General features: G+C 44.7%; 12 protein-coding genes. 7 read left to right on the forward strand and 5 right to left on the reverse strand.

Annotated features, from left to right (window positions below; all coding sequences use genetic code 11):
* Window positions 1–160 precede the first annotated feature (160 nt).
* The 3 genes from purC to dapA are packed head-to-tail and all read right to left on the reverse strand — an operon-like array spanning window position 161 to window position 2,436.
* Window positions 161–880, reverse strand: a complete 720-nt coding sequence (gene purC, locus FTV42_RS06575; RefSeq protein ID WP_004281247.1) for a phosphoribosylaminoimidazolesuccinocarboxamide synthase — start codon at window positions 878–880, stop codon at window positions 161–163.
* 36 nt (window positions 881–916) lie between these two features.
* Window positions 917–1,522: a lipoprotein-34 precursor (NlpB) gene (locus FTV42_RS06580; protein ID WP_180038121.1), complete on the reverse strand. Its 606-nt coding sequence runs from the start codon at window positions 1,520–1,522 to the stop codon at window positions 917–919.
* A 14-nt stretch (window positions 1,523–1,536) separates the two neighbouring features.
* On the reverse strand, window positions 1,537–2,436 hold the full coding sequence (gene dapA, locus FTV42_RS06585) for a 4-hydroxy-tetrahydrodipicolinate synthase (protein WP_005250202.1): 900 nt from the start codon (window positions 2,434–2,436) through the stop codon (window positions 1,537–1,539).
* A 724-nt stretch (window positions 2,437–3,160) separates the two neighbouring features.
* Here dapA and mhpT point away from each other — a divergent pair.
* The 4 genes from mhpT (at window position 3,161) to ppk1 (ending at window position 8,620) form a co-directional block, all read left to right on the forward strand.
* Window positions 3,161–4,366: a 3-(3-hydroxy-phenyl)propionate transporter MhpT gene (gene mhpT, locus FTV42_RS06590; protein ID WP_138742631.1), complete on the forward strand. Its 1,206-nt coding sequence runs from the start codon at window positions 3,161–3,163 to the stop codon at window positions 4,364–4,366.
* 310 nt (window positions 4,367–4,676) lie between these two features.
* Complete coding sequence (gene pncA, locus FTV42_RS06595; protein ID WP_005105311.1) at window positions 4,677–5,306, forward strand: bifunctional nicotinamidase/pyrazinamidase; 630 nt, start codon at window positions 4,677–4,679, stop codon at window positions 5,304–5,306.
* A 125-nt stretch (window positions 5,307–5,431) separates the two neighbouring features.
* Window positions 5,432–6,379, forward strand: a complete 948-nt coding sequence (locus FTV42_RS06600; RefSeq protein ID WP_180038123.1) for a bile acid:sodium symporter family protein — start codon at window positions 5,432–5,434, stop codon at window positions 6,377–6,379.
* 177 nt (window positions 6,380–6,556) lie between these two features.
* Window positions 6,557–8,620, forward strand: coding sequence for a polyphosphate kinase 1 (gene ppk1 / locus FTV42_RS06605; RefSeq protein ID WP_180038125.1), 2,064 nt, complete (start codon window positions 6,557–6,559; stop codon window positions 8,618–8,620).
* Between the two features lie 92 nt (window positions 8,621–8,712).
* On the opposite strand, the gene FTV42_RS06610 is transcribed toward ppk1, so the two are convergent.
* Window positions 8,713–9,966, reverse strand: a complete 1,254-nt coding sequence (locus FTV42_RS06610) for a hypothetical protein (RefSeq protein WP_004729076.1) — start codon at window positions 9,964–9,966, stop codon at window positions 8,713–8,715.
* A 77-nt stretch (window positions 9,967–10,043) separates the two neighbouring features.
* Here FTV42_RS06610 and serB point away from each other — a divergent pair, with 77 nt between their 5' ends.
* The 3 genes from serB (at window position 10,044) to FTV42_RS06625 (ending at window position 12,635) form a co-directional block, all read left to right on the forward strand.
* Window positions 10,044–11,264: a phosphoserine phosphatase SerB gene (gene serB / locus FTV42_RS06615; RefSeq protein WP_005094936.1), complete on the forward strand. Its 1,221-nt coding sequence runs from the start codon at window positions 10,044–10,046 to the stop codon at window positions 11,262–11,264.
* Between the two features lie 414 nt (window positions 11,265–11,678).
* Window positions 11,679–12,014: a ciprofloxacin tolerance protein AciT gene (gene aciT / locus FTV42_RS06620; protein WP_005094938.1), complete on the forward strand. Its 336-nt coding sequence runs from the start codon at window positions 11,679–11,681 to the stop codon at window positions 12,012–12,014.
* A 141-nt stretch (window positions 12,015–12,155) separates the two neighbouring features.
* Window positions 12,156–12,635: an SCP2 sterol-binding domain-containing protein gene (locus tag FTV42_RS06625; protein ID WP_004647189.1), complete on the forward strand. Its 480-nt coding sequence runs from the start codon at window positions 12,156–12,158 to the stop codon at window positions 12,633–12,635.
* Between the two features lie 108 nt (window positions 12,636–12,743).
* Here the strand turns inward: FTV42_RS06625 and dtd are convergent, their stop codons facing one another.
* Complete coding sequence (gene dtd / locus FTV42_RS06630) at window positions 12,744–13,184, reverse strand: D-aminoacyl-tRNA deacylase (RefSeq protein ID WP_005094942.1); 441 nt, start codon at window positions 13,182–13,184, stop codon at window positions 12,744–12,746.
* Window positions 13,185–13,308: the final 124 nt, after the last annotated feature.

Below are 13,308 nucleotides of genomic sequence, written 5' to 3' on the forward strand. Positions count from 1 at the left end.
TCAACTCACTGATTTGCCTGGTATGTGATAATATTAATGCATGTAGTTTTTGATGTAAAAACGATCATTTTAATAATAAAAATTTATTTTTCCGATTAAAAGCCGGAAATAAAAAACCGAGCTAAAAAGCTCGGTTTTTTCGAATCTGCGCATTCACAGATTAGATGTTGTCTAGATTGATACCTAAACGGCCAGCTACTTCTTCATAGGCTTCAACTACGCCGCCTAAACCTTGACGGAAACGGTCTTTATCTAGTTTTTTCTTGGTGTCTTTGTCCCATAGACGGCAACCGTCTGGAGAGAATTCATCACCAAGTACGATACGGTCGTGGAACACGCCGAATTCAAGCTTAAAATCAACCAGAATCATATTCCCTGCGTCAAACAATGCTTTAAGCACGTCGTTCACTTGGTAAGTCAATTCTTTCATTTTCGCCAATTGTTCAGCAGTTGCCCAACCTAAAGCAATGGCTTGTGACTCATTGACCATTGGATCACCAAGCGCATCATCTTTAAAGAACAATTCAAATGTTGGAGGAGTCAGTTCCTTGCCTTCTTCCACACCCAGGCGGCGGCATAAAGAACCTGCTGCATAGTTACGGATCACACATTCAACCGGGATCATATCCAGTTTTTTTACCAGCACTTCATTTGGAGTCAATAGCTTTTCAAAGTGGGTCTCAATTCCCGCTTCTGCCAGTTTTTCCATAATGAAGGCGTTAAAACGGTTGTTCACCTTGCCTTTACGATCTAGTTGCTCAATTTTTTCGCCATTGAATGCTGAGGCATCATCGCGAAAGACTAAAATCAGATGGTCTGAACTGTCTGTGGTGTAGACAGATTTCGCTTTACCAGTATAGAGCAAGGTTTGTTTTAACATGAGGGAACCTTTTACAAAAAAAATGCCTAGAAATGTCTAGGCTGGCCAATTTTGGTAAATCTGGTTGAGCAGTTCTGCAGCTTTTTCACGGTCGGCAAAACTGTTATCGGCATTGAACACAGCGAGGTTATTACTTGAACCGACAGAAGATAATCTTAATACATAGATCTGCTGATCAACCTTAATCGTGACTTCATAACGATTTTTGCTCTGCGCAACGATGCTATGATTCAGACTGCTGAGGGTGGCAAGTGTATATTGCCAAATTGTAGCAGAATTTCCCTCAATTTTAAGCAGCGGATTAAGATTTCCGTCAGTGACCAACTGTGGTCGACCCACCGTATTGGTTTCGGTTAGATCAGCTGTATTTGAGTTTTCAGTCTGGGCTTGTGGGCGTGGCAAGGCAAAACGGTTGCCACGCTGGTTTTCAAGCTTCGGTGCATGTTCAATTGCAAGTGGATCAACTATTGGAGCAGGATACAATGGCGTTGCAGGACGAACCATGGCGCCTTCAGGATATTGTAAAGCTTCCAGGGTAGTAGTCTCTTTATAGTCTAAAGTGCCGTTATTAAAGGCCATTGAACTACAACCTGCCAAACTGAATACTGAAAGTGTAAGGCTAAGTCCTAAACGTAATTGCATAATCTTGTGCTCTTTTATTTAATAACGCCTGCTTCGACCAGTGCTTCATGAAGCGGAGCGCGATATTGTTCTGCAAGTGGTGTTAATGGAAGGCGAATACCTGTACCAATTAAGCCCATGTCATGGAGTGCCCATTTCACAGGAATTGGGTTCGATTCGCAAAATAAAATATTGTGTAAATTTGCAACCTGAGCATTTAGCTGTTCAGCTGTGGCTGCATCACCAGCAATGGCAGCGGCACACACTTCGCTCATGGCTTTCGGAGCCACGTTTGCCGTGACCGAGATATTACCTTTGGCGCCATGTCCGATCAGTTGATATGCAGTCGCATCATCACCCGAATAAACAGTCATATCTTTGCCTACAAGGCCTTGTAGCAATTCAGTACCGCGCGGCACATCGCCAGTCGCATCTTTAATACCGATAATTTGTGGAATATCCGCCAGACGAATCACGGTTTCATTGGCCATATCTACACCGGTACGGCCTGGAACATTATAAAGAATTTGAGGAAGATCAACAGCTTCAGCAATCGCTTTATAATGTTGGTATAAGCCTTCCTGAGTCGGTTTATTGTAATATGGCGTTACCAGTAAAGCGGCATCTGCCCCCAGCTCTTTGGCTTCGCGGGTCAGTTCGATCGCTTCACGGGTCGAGTTCGCACCTGTGCCGGCAATAATAGGAATACGTTTGTTGGCCACACGAATGATTTCTTTGATCACCTGGGTGTGTTCACTCATGCTGAGAGTAGAGGCTTCGCCTGTCGTTCCAACGGCAACAATACTGTTGGTGCCCTCTGCAATATGCCATTCAACCAGCTTCTCGAGACCCTTCCAATCTACGCTGCCATCTTCAAACATAGGGGTGACGATTGCGACTATGGAACCTTGAATGGTCTGTGCTTGCTGAGTCATTTTAAAAAACTATCCTATTTGTCCATCCGAAAGGAATGAGAAAACATAAATTGGGATGGATTTGTATTTTGATTTATAGCAAATTCAATAGATTTGCATTGAATTGAATATTGCTTATGCAAATTATGACTGATCAAACGCATAAGAACAATATGCTTTAGTAAAAGCTACTGAATTCTTTATACAAAGCCTTTTGGAAACAATCAAGTAATAAATAAGATGATTTATAAAGCAAAATCCTGAGACCAAAGTTATGTCTTCAGTCTAGACAAAGGAGGATATTGCCCCAAATGAACCCAATAATGATAAGGCTTGTGCAAAAAAATCAGCTGAAAACTGCGATTTTTATGCCTTTTGATTTTTAATTAATAGTTATATTGGATAAATTGAGACCTCGTACATCTTGATCGTACTCTCGTACCAAAACAAATAAAGCCAAAAACGACTAAGACTAATCTCTTTTAAATATCAATAAATTGAAAGGTTTTTTTCTTATCGGTTAATTTTTTAACTTGATGTATAAGCCTTAAAGTTTAAGTCTTGAACTTTAGGGTGTTCTGATTAAGTGTTTTTGCGACTTTATCAGTCAGCATCCGCAATTCATTTACTTCAGCTCCTTTGGGAATATCCAAGCAAAACGTTCAACTTATTGATAGTTATTTCTGCAATCAGGCTCATAGATGATGGCTGTCTTTTGTAACGCTGATTGAACAAGGATAATCCAATGGAAAAATCAGACAATAAGCATGCTATCGTCACGGTCGCGATCTGTTTTCTGATTGCGGTGATTGAAGGCTTAGATATTCAGGCAGCCGGAATTGCTGCTGCAGGTATTCGTGAGCATTTTGGTCTCGATAGTTCCCAGTTGGGTGTGTTTTTTAGTGCAGGGATTCTGGGTTTATTACCGGGTGCACTGGTTGGTGGTCGATTTGCGGACCGCATTGGCCGTAAGAAAGTCTTGATCTGGTCAACAGCAATATTTGCTGTATTTACCTTATGTACGGTTTGGGTCAATAGCTTTAACAGCTTGCTGGCAGTGCGTTTCTTGGCTGGAGCAGGTCTGGGCGGCGCAATGCCGATTCTGATCACACTCGCCTCTGAAGCTGTGTCTCCACAAAATCGTGGTCGTGCAGTGGGCTTGATGTACTGTGGCATGCCAGTTGGTGCAGCAATTTTATCTTTAATTGCGGCGACTGAATTTGGCGCCAACTGGAAAAATGTTTTCTATCTCGGTGGCCTGTTACCGATTTTTGCCATTCCGCTGATGATGCTATTTTTGCCTGAATCGAAGGAATACCTGAAAGCACAGAATAAAACGGCTGCAGAGCTTGCTGTTGCACCGCAGGGTTCATTCAAGGACCTGTTTAATTCGGACAACCTGTTACGTACGCTATGTATCTGGGTGAGCTACTTCTTTACCTTGATGGTGGTTTACATCATGTTGAGCTGGTTGCCATCATTGTTTATGGAACTTGGCTTCACACGTAAGGATGGTTCAACCGCACAGTTCTACTTCATGGTGACAGCGACGATTGGTACGATTATTTTGGGTATGCTGACCGACCGCTGGAAGAAAGCCTATGTGATCCTGTTGATGTACGGCGGTATTCTGGCAGGTCTACTGGCGCTGAATGGTGCAAGCTCGCTGAACCAGATGTATATGGCAGCAGCATTGGCCGGTGCCTTCGTGATTGGCTGTCAGGGTGTACTGTATGCCTTCGGTAGTATCGTTTATCCGACAGAAGTGCGTGGTACTGGTGTTGGTGTTGCATCTGCAGTTGGCCGTATCGGTGCCATGCTGGGGCCAGTCATTGCCGGTCAGTTATTGACAGCAGGTTTCGGTGCTGCGGGGGTCATTACTGCTGCGATCCCATGTATCATCATCTCTGCATTATGTATGCTGTTCCTGGTGAACCGCACTAAAGTGTAAGGTTCAACGATTTAAAAAAGCCTGCTCTTGCAGGCTTTTTTATTTTCAGAATTTAAGAATTAAATACACTGTTTTATTATTAAAAAGACTCATCACTTTATCTTAAAACTTATTTTTTTTTGCAGAGATCTAGCTTGATACAAGCCCGGAACTCATCTCATATTTATCAAAAAATAAGGGGTCTCTTGATCTGCTCATATAAGGATGCTCAGAATGCACAGTCATACCATTTTTAGCAGCAGGGCTAAAAATTCTGGGATATTTTGCGCTATGCTTGGACATAAATCGAGATTTCAATGGATGAAAACAGATGCAGAATAATGTTGCTTTACTGGTCGTAGACGTACAAAGAGGATTTACCCCGGGAGGCAATCTGGCTGTAGCCAATGCTGACCAGATTATTCCAAATATTAATCTATTGGGGCAGCATTTTAAGCATATTATCCTGACCCAAGACTGGCATCCGGACAACCATATTTCTTTTGCAGACAACCACCCCGGCAAAGTAGCCTATGACAGCATTCAGCTGGATTATGGCACTCAGGTCTTATGGCCAAAGCATTGTGTGCAAGGGACACGCGATGCCGAACTGCATCCGGATTTAAATTTACCGCAAGCACAACTCATCATTCGCAAGGGTTTTCATTCCCAGATCGACAGTTACTCGGCCTTTATGGAAGCTGACCAGAAAACCCCGACGGGTCTTGCTGGCTATCTGCGTGAACGTGGGATTGATACCGTATTTGTGGTCGGGATTGCTACGGACTTTTGTGTGGCCTGGACTGCAATCGATGCCTGCAAACTGGGCTTTAAAACCTATGTGATTGCCGATGCCACCAAGGGCATTGACCTGAATGGTTCCTTGCAACATGCCTGGCAGGATATGCTGTCGCATGGCGTGAAACGTATCTATGTCAAAGATATTGTTCAAGCAGCTTAACACTGGATAGGGATAGAACTTAATATCCCTTTGATCTTATTTATATTTGAATATAAAAATTCAGGCATCAACGGGTGCCTGTTTTATCTTGCTTTTTCTCCCTTAATGTCACCTGGATGAAACCCATGTCAGCCTTGCTCCAGTTTAGCCAATTTGTCCAAAAAACCTTTGCTTTATGGGTGCTGCTTTTTTCCGGCATTGCCTTGATGATCCCTGAAATTTTTGTCTGGTTACGGGCTTATATTCCGTGGATGTTGGGCATCATCATGTTCGGCATGGGCATGACCATGACCGTCGGAGATTTTAAAAGTGTCTTGCAAAGTCCGAAGGCAGTAGCGATTGGCGTCGTCGCCCAGTTTATGGTGATGCCGGGTTTGGCCTTTTTGCTGTGCAAGCTGTTCCAGCTGCCACCAGAGATTGCCATCGGGGTAATCTTGGTGGGTTGCTGTCCGGGCGGAACTGCATCCAATGTGATTACCTATATGGCCAAGGGCAATACTGCCTTGTCTGTCGCCTGTACCTCGGTTTCTACGTTACTGGCGCCCATTCTAACTCCGGCCATTTTCTACTTGTTGGCCAGTCAGTGGATTGAGATCAATGCCTGGTCGATGCTGGTGTCGATCTTACAGGTGGTGTTATTCCCAATTATTCTGGGCTTAATCGTACGGGCGCTACTCAAGCAAAAAGTCACGGCCTATATTCAGGTCATGCCGTTGATTTCTGTGATTGCGATTGTGGCAATTGTCGCGGCGATTATTGCCGGCAGTAAAGCCCAGATTCTGGAGTCTGGGTTAATGATTTTAGGAATCGTGGCCTTACACAATGGTATGGGCTATTTACTGGGTTATTGGGCCAGCCGTATATTTCACTTGGCAGAAATAGACTGTCGTGCAGTCTCCATTGAAGTGGGAATGCAGAATTCTGGTCTGGGTGTGGCCTTGGCGGCAACCCATTTTTCCGCATCACCACTTACCGCTTTACCAAGTGCCATTTTCAGTCTGTGGCATAATATTTCAGGGCCAGCTTTAGCCACTTATTGGGCTGCCAGACAAACTGAAAAAACAGACACCTAATTGCAGTTTGAGGACAGCGCACAACAAGCCAGAGCATGATGTTTTATAATTTTAAAAATTAAAATATTAATTTATATGGATTTATCGAGCTTTGTAACATAAGTGTCATGAAGTCTGCCTAAGATCGCCCCTCAATGATGTGAAACAACAGACTGTAATCAGCAGCATTGAGAGGGCATGGAACAATTTCAGCATTCGTCAGCGACCTATTTTAATCGGGAACTTTCCTTATTTGAATTTCAGCGTCGTGTCTTGGCACAAGCACTCGATCCGAATTTACCGATTTTAGAGCGCTTAAACTTCCTGATTATTTTTTCCCGTAACCTGGATGAGTTCTTTGAAATCAGGATTGCCGGGTTGATGAAACAGCAAGACCTGAATGCGACTACCCGGACGCCTGATGCTGTACCCACCGAGCTGATTCTACAAGAACTGTCCCAGTCCATTCATGCCACAGTTAACAAGCAGTATGAGGTGCTGAATCATGCGATTTTGCCTGAACTTCAGGCGCAGGGTATCCAGTTTCTTCAATATCAGGATCTTCTGGAAAAAAACAAGGCGTGGATTGCAGCCTTTTTTGCCAAAGAAGTACAACCGGTACTGACCCCGATCAGCCTGGATCCTTCACATCCTTTTCCACGTTTGGTGAATAAAAGTCTGAACTTTATTATCAGCCTAGAAGGTAAAGATGCCTTTGGCCGTGAAATCGAGATGGCGATTGTGCCAGCACCACGTTCCTTACCGTGCCTGATTAAAATTCCGGAAGATGTCACCGGAAACAATACCACCCAGATTTTTCTGACCGCTATCATCCAGCAGCATATCAGTGATTTGTTTCCCGGCATGAAAGCGACCGGATGTTATGCCTTTCGGGTTACCCGCAATGCCGATCTGGTATTGTCGGAAGATGTTGACGATCTGGCCGTGGCCTTAAAAGATGAACTGTGTTCGCGCCGCTTTGGTCGTGCAGTACGTCTGGAAATTGAAAATGACTGTCCACAGAACATCATCGATTATTTACTAGATGAATTTGATCTGACGGAACAGGAACTGTACCGGATAGATGGACCGATCAATTTGTCCCGCCTGAGTACCAGCTTTGAGCGTCCGGAATTAAAGTATCCGTATTTTAGTCCAGTCATTCCCAAAATTTTCCGTAAACAGAAAAGTATTTTTGAAATTTTGAAGGCACAGGATGTGCTGCTACATCATCCTTTTGATTCATTCCAGCCGGTGATTACTTTGCTGCGCGAAGCGGCCAAGGATCCGGCGGTGCTGGCGATCAAGCAGACGCTGTACCGCAGTGGTCCGGATTCGGAAATTGTTCAGGTGCTGGCAGAAGCCGCACGGAATGGCAAGGAAGTCACAGCCGTGATTGAACTGCGGGCGCGTTTTGATGAAGAATCTAACATCATGGTGGCCAATATCCTGCAAGAAGCCGGTGCGGTCGTGGTCTATGGCATTGTCGGTTATAAAACCCATGCCAAAATGATTCTGATTGTCCGGCGTGAAAATCAGGAATTACTGCGTTATGCGCATCTGGGTACCGGAAACTATCATGCCGGTAATGCCCGCATGTACACCGATTATGGCCTGATGACCACACAGCCGGATATCTGTGAAGATGTGCACCGCATGTTCCAGGAACTGACTGGTATGGGGAAAATGGCCAAACTGAAAGCCTTGCTGCATGCACCGTTTACCCTGCATAGCGAATTGCTGAAACTGATTGAACAGGAAAAGGCATTTGCCCTGGCCGGCAGAGCCGCGCATATCATCATCAAAGTGAATGCGTTGACTGAACCGCAATTGATTGCTGCCCTCTATCAGGCGTCACAGGCCGGGGTGAAAATTGACCTCATTGTGCGTTCAATCTGCTGCCTGATTCCACAAGTCACCGGCCTGTCAGAAAATATTCAGGTACGTTCAATCGTTGGGCGTTTCCTGGAACATACCCGGGTCTATTATTTTGAGCATGGCGGCGCCAAGAAACTGTATTGTGCCAGTGCTGACTGGATGGGGCGCAACCTGTTTTCTAGGGTCGAAACCTGTTTCCCGGTGCTGGATCCAGAGCTGAAAAAACGGATTTATAAAGATGGTCTGATCAGCTATTTAAAAGACTGTCAAAATGCATGGGAGTTAGATGCCGATGGTCAGTGGCATAAAGTTCCCTGTCAGGATCCGGCCCAGCCTTATAATGCCCAGCAATATCTGCTGGAACAAAAACAGTTAAAAATTTAAAGGGTAGTCCAAGACACACTGGCGTATTTTTTATACCCATAAAAAAGCCGGATGTTGAATCCGGCTTTTTTAATTGCAACATTCAGGGATATTTATGAGGCTTTGGACTGTTTGGATTTTAGAATTTCGGTTCTAAAAGTCTGTGCCAGCTCGGCGCTTTCAGCATCCATCCCATTCACCACAAAAGCATGACGGGTCAGGACATTGGTTGGATTTGGCATGCTGACCAGCTGGAAGTGATCACTCACATCTTTCAGCAAGGTGTTCGGTACATGTAAGGCACTTTCTTTCGCGACCAGATGCTGAGTCAGGCGCTCAGCGGCCTGTACCGAGCTGAGCTGCATTTCCTCGACTTTAGAAGCAATCGCGCTGCGGGTTTGTAGCACAAAACGTTTTTCTTCACGATAGCGTTTATACAGGACTTCCGAAAGCAGCTGGAACACAGCACTGATCATGGTCAGGCAGGCCAGGGCATTCGGTTTGTCTGCCGCGATACTGATGGTGGCACCTTTTTCATCAAATTTATGTACGGTACAAATATCAGAACTATTCAACTTATAGCGTTGCACACAGAGTTCGGTGGCTTTATTCAGAAAAATCTGGCAAAGATTGAAATAAGGCACCGAAACGGTTTTATTCACGCTATCCAGTAACTGTTTTGGATCGTAGAACTGGATGTTTAAGCTCAGGCTATCGCTCTCCAGTACCGCCGGCTTATGTTCTTTTTCTTTGGCTTTGTTTTTCACTGCCTGTTGGGCCTGGGCAATCGCCAGTGCCGCATTATGCTTTTCCTGTTCCAATGCCTGGGTCAGGGTCTGAATCTCGAATTTCAGCCGCGATTCGTTATTGATGCGCGCCAGATATTCGGTGCGGCTTGGACGTGCCACAGCACGATAAGCGACCCAGAGCAGACCATGAATGATGAACGAGAACAGAATTGCCAGCCATTGTGTGCGCAGAATTTCACCAATACTTGGTTCAATCAGAGTGATTTCAATCACACCGACTTTTTTCTCATTTTGCAGCGCATCACGGACAAAAACTTCACCCTCGCGGGTTTTGGTCAGTCCGCCAGTGGCTAAAACCTGAGCTTTCGCATCTAGAATCCGGATGGAAGCGACACTTGGATTGGTGGCATAACGATTTGCCAGCAACGCCAGAGAAACGCGGTTGGGTGGTTCAAGCTCAGACAGGCTGTCTGTCACCAGTTGACTGGTGATCAGCTGTCCCTGATTGGCACGGTTTTCATTCAGTTGGTGAGTGGTTGCCAATACCAGTAAAAAGGTATGCAGAGCAAAACTTACAATCAATAGGCTAGCAAATAGCCCTTGTCTAGGCGCATTCAACGTAAACTTCCAAGGCAATTCTGTTCAATTTCGATTATGATTCTAACAATAGTTGTAGCTCAGACCCGAGTCAATTCATGCGAGAAATCATTCTTATATCATTCTTAGGACCTGACCAGCCTAATCAATTTACACGATTAATGCAGGTTTTGTCCGCCCATTCCTTACAGATTTTAGATGTAGGGCAAGCGGTTATTCATAATCAGTTAACCTTAGGTATTGTTGTAGCCTCTGAAGACCAGACAGCGACAGCATTAGCCATGAAGGAGATCCTGATTCTAGCACATGATATCGGGTTAACTGTGCGCTTTAAACCGATCTCTGCGACTGAATATGATCAGTGGGTCAAAGAGGGTGGACGCACACGTTATATCGTAACGGCATTGGCCCCTGAATTAAATGCCTCTCATCTGCAAGCCGTGACCCAGATTGTCTCGGGTCAGGGCTTTAATATTGAAACCGTGACCCGTCTGTCTGGCCGCCCCATTTTAGATGGCCAGAGCGCAGGGCCAAAACGTGCCTGTGTCCAGTTCGGTTTAAGTGGACAAATGCTAGATGCAGCTGCCATGCGTGCGGCCTGTCTCAGCCTGTCGAATGAACTGAATGTCGATGTTGCGGTGCAGGAAGATAATGCCTATCGCCGTAACCGCCGTCTGGTGTGCTTCGATATGGACTCGACCCTGATCGAGCAGGAAGTCATTGACGAACTGGCCATTGAAGCCGGTGTCGGTGAGCAGGTCGCAGAAATTACCGAACGTGCCATGCAAGGCGAGTTGGACTTCCAGCAAAGCTTCCGTGCGCGTGTGGCCTTATTGAAAGGTATGGATGCATCGGTACTTCCGAAAATTGCTGAGCGCCTGACCATCACCGAAGGGGCTGAACGCCTGATTTCGACTTTAAAAGCATTGGGTTACCGTACCGCAATTCTTTCTGGTGGTTTTCAGTATTTTGCGGAATATCTACAAACTAAACTGGATATTGATGAAGTGCATGCCAATGCGCTTGATGTGCAGGATGGGGTCGTTACTGGTGAAGTCAAAGGCCATATCGTCGATGGCGCACGCAAAGCACTCTTGCTCGGTGAAATCGCCCAAGAAATGGGAATTTCCCTAGAACAAACCATTGCAGTCGGTGATGGCGCCAATGACTTGCCAATGTTATCCATTGCAGGACTCGGTGTGGCTTTCCGTGCCAAACCTTTGGTACGTCAAAATGCCAATCAGGCAATTTCTAGCGTCGGTCTGGACGGTGTGCTGTATCTGCTCGGTGTACATGATAAAGACCTGAACCGTGCATAAGTACAGGCTTTGATTGATTTTAAACGCGACCTCCGGGTCGCGTTTTTTATTGCTTATGATGTGAGTTGCATAAGTGAGCGATGAAATTTGCCTACAAAAACATCGATCATCTTAAACGGAAAAATAATTTTTTAACTTAAAAAAACTACTGATAATTTTGTAATGACACGCCAACATTGGCGCAGTCATTGATCCACAAAAATGTGAAAAGCAAAAAATGTAATGACAATATAATATCGCGACAAAGTATGTCGTTAGGCTGGATGACAGGACTTTTTTTATGCAAAAAACTCAGCATAATGCAGGCATAGAGATACAAATCAACAGATTTCATTTTATTGATTTAACGAAATTCAATAGATAGAAGCGTTGCAATATCAAGCGGGAACTATCTATCTGGATGGAGGGGGTTATATGGTAACAGCGCATTTAGCAACGATTGTGGGCTTCAGTTTAGTCGCTGTAGCTGTGCTTGCTGTGTTCTTCTCGCCTTATCGTCGCTGGTTAAGCTTTATGGCGGCCGGGATGCTGGTATGGGGCCTGATCGAGGTGATTCGTGTAGGAACTCAAACTTGGTTTGAGCTACCAATGACGTATAGTTATCTGAGCGCGTTAACTGCGGTCATGATGGTGGTGACTGGCCTGTTGTTGCGTGAAGATCGTCGTGCTGAGCGTGCTTTGGCAAAACGCCGTTGCATCGAACATACGCCAGTGTATGAAGACGACCAGCAGCAGCTTTCAAGCCGTTAATTCTACAAGTTGTAATGAAAAAAATGCACCCACGGGTGCATTTTTCAGTTTGGAAATATGATACAAACTGCATAATCCACCTAGCCCAGAACTATGCTAGGATATTTGTCAATTTTCGTACAATTAGAATAGGCATCCTCCATGAAACTGTCGTCCATTCCTGTGTTAAAACTTCCTCTTATTGATATGAGTACAGATCCGCTGGACTTACTGGTCGCAGGTTTAGCTTTACGTATGAAGCAGTTGGCACGTACCAGCCCAAAATTCATTGAACTGGTACATGGGCGTCAATTCCGTATCCAGATTGGTACGGATGAAGGTATGGCACGTCAGATTATTGTGGATAACGGTCATATTGATACCGTTTCTGGTGATGCTGAAAAAGCTGATTTTGTGTTGCAGTTTGCTGACAGTGAGCAGGGTGTGAAGACCTTGGTCAAAGGTGACCCGACGGCATTTATGACCGGCATGCAAAGTGGCACCATTAAAATGGAAGGCGACTTTGGCCTGCTGGTTTGGTTTAACCAGGTGGCAAAAATGATTCCACCAAAATTGCCAAAGCCAGTCAAAGAAAAAGTGAAAATGGTACGTCAGTTTATTAAAGAAAAAACTGGTAAATAAGAAACTTCCGCTTAGTTCCCCCTCCTTTTTAAAGGAGGGGCTAGGGGAGGATTAAATAAAAAAAGCCCTCAAATATGAGGGCTTTTTGAATTCTGGAATAATTAAAACTTATTCAACTTCCAGATTAAACGTCACCGGCCCATCATTGACCAGATGCACTTTCATGTCGGCGGCAAAAATACCGGTTTGCACATGTTCAAACTGGCTTTGGGCATATTCTACCAGCTGCTCATAAAGTGCTTTAGCCTCGGCAGGCGGCATAGCGGGGCCAAAGTCTGGACGTAAACCCTTCTGGGTCTGTGCCATCAAGGTAAATTGTGAAACCAGCAATAAACCACCGTCGGCCTGGGCAACGTTCCAGCCCATTTTACCCTGTTCATCATCAAAGAAACGGTATTTCAATATCTTATCAATCAGCTTTTTGCCTTTTTCCAGATTGTCATCTTTACCTAAACCTAGAAAAACCAGAATTCCTTTTTCAATTTCCCCAGTGGTTTCACCCTCGACCACGACTTTAGCTTCTAAAACTCTTTGTAATAAGGCACGCATTTTACATATGGACTGCTAATGATAGATGGACGTGATTGTAGCAAAAATAAAATCTGGAGCAGTATGAGATGCTGTTTTTATGAACTTTAAATATCTGAAAATCAATTGATTAATTTTTTTAAAT

The organism is Acinetobacter sp. YH16052, from assembly GCF_013417155.1.
Taxonomy (GTDB): domain Bacteria; phylum Pseudomonadota; class Gammaproteobacteria; order Pseudomonadales; family Moraxellaceae; genus Acinetobacter.

Bases quoted from the DNA above. Each gene is read 5' to 3' on its own strand.
- purC (WP_004281247.1), bottom strand. From the start codon at position 880: ATGTTAAAACAAACCTTGCTCTATACTGGTAAAGCGAAATCTGTCTAC.
- FTV42_RS06580 (WP_180038121.1), bottom strand. From the start codon at position 1,522: ATGCAATTACGTTTAGGACTTAGCCTTACACTTTCAGTATTCAGTTTG.
- dapA (WP_005250202.1), bottom strand. From the start codon at position 2,436: ATGACTCAGCAAGCACAGACCATTCAAGGTTCCATAGTCGCAATCGTC.
- mhpT (WP_138742631.1), top strand. From the start codon at position 3,161: ATGGAAAAATCAGACAATAAGCATGCTATCGTCACGGTCGCGATCTGT.
- pncA (WP_005105311.1), top strand. From the start codon at position 4,677: ATGCAGAATAATGTTGCTTTACTGGTCGTAGACGTACAAAGAGGATTT.
- FTV42_RS06600 (WP_180038123.1), top strand. From the start codon at position 5,432: ATGTCAGCCTTGCTCCAGTTTAGCCAATTTGTCCAAAAAACCTTTGCT.
- ppk1 (WP_180038125.1), top strand. From the start codon at position 6,557: ATGGAACAATTTCAGCATTCGTCAGCGACCTATTTTAATCGGGAACTT.
- serB (WP_005094936.1), top strand. From the start codon at position 10,044: ATGCGAGAAATCATTCTTATATCATTCTTAGGACCTGACCAGCCTAAT.
- aciT (WP_005094938.1), top strand. From the start codon at position 11,679: ATGGTAACAGCGCATTTAGCAACGATTGTGGGCTTCAGTTTAGTCGCT.
- FTV42_RS06625 (WP_004647189.1), top strand. From the start codon at position 12,156: ATGAAACTGTCGTCCATTCCTGTGTTAAAACTTCCTCTTATTGATATG.
- dtd (WP_005094942.1), bottom strand. From the start codon at position 13,184: ATGCGTGCCTTATTACAAAGAGTTTTAGAAGCTAAAGTCGTGGTCGAG.